Source organism: Xanthomonas albilineans (assembly GCF_002939705.1).
Taxonomy (GTDB): domain Bacteria; phylum Pseudomonadota; class Gammaproteobacteria; order Xanthomonadales; family Xanthomonadaceae; genus Xanthomonas_A; species Xanthomonas_A albilineans.
On record NZ_MDCB01000085.1, the window covers coordinates 1 to 675 of the forward strand.

Sequence of the window (675 nt, forward strand, 5' to 3'; positions counted from 1 at the left end):
GGCATAGGCAGACCCATCCGGTGCCGGCAATGCCTTGCGATCCAGCTTGCCGTTCGGGGTCAGGGGCAGCGCGTCCAGTTGTACGTAGGCGGCTGGGACCATGTAGTCCGGCAACACATCCGATAGCCAACTACGCAAGGACTCCGCAGTCGGAGTTACGGACGTCGCCGCATCGACACCGACCCAATACGCCACCAGCCGCTTGTCGTTGCCTGCATCCATCTCCAGCGCCACCACTACGCACTCGCGCACCTCCGCATGCGCGCTCAGCCGTGCCTCGATCTCGCCCAACTCGATGCGGAAACCGCGGATCTTGACCTGGTGATCGTTACGTCCCAAAAACTCGATTGTGCCGTCGGCACGCCAGCGCCCCAGATCGCCAGTGCGGTACATCCGTGCCGTCGGATCAGTACTGAATGGATCTGTAAGGAAGCGTTCTGCTGTCAAGTCGTCGCGGTTCAGATATCCACGCGTGACACCTGCACCGCCAATATAGATTTCTCCCATGACGCCCACCGGCACAGGCTGTCGATACTTGTCCAGCAAATAAAACTGCGTATTTGCCAAAGGCTTGCCGATATGATCCACAAAACCATCGTGACGCGCCATCGACACCCAACTCGAATACGTCGTGGTTTCCGATGGCCCGTACAGATTGCATAGGCGTTCGACTTG

Annotated in this window: 1 protein-coding gene; it reads right to left on the bottom strand. The window is 58.8% G+C overall.

What is annotated here, in order from left to right:
* On the bottom strand, positions 1–675 hold a 675-nt coding region (locus XalbCFBP2523_RS15845), incomplete at both ends, for an AMP-binding protein (RefSeq protein ID WP_146084151.1).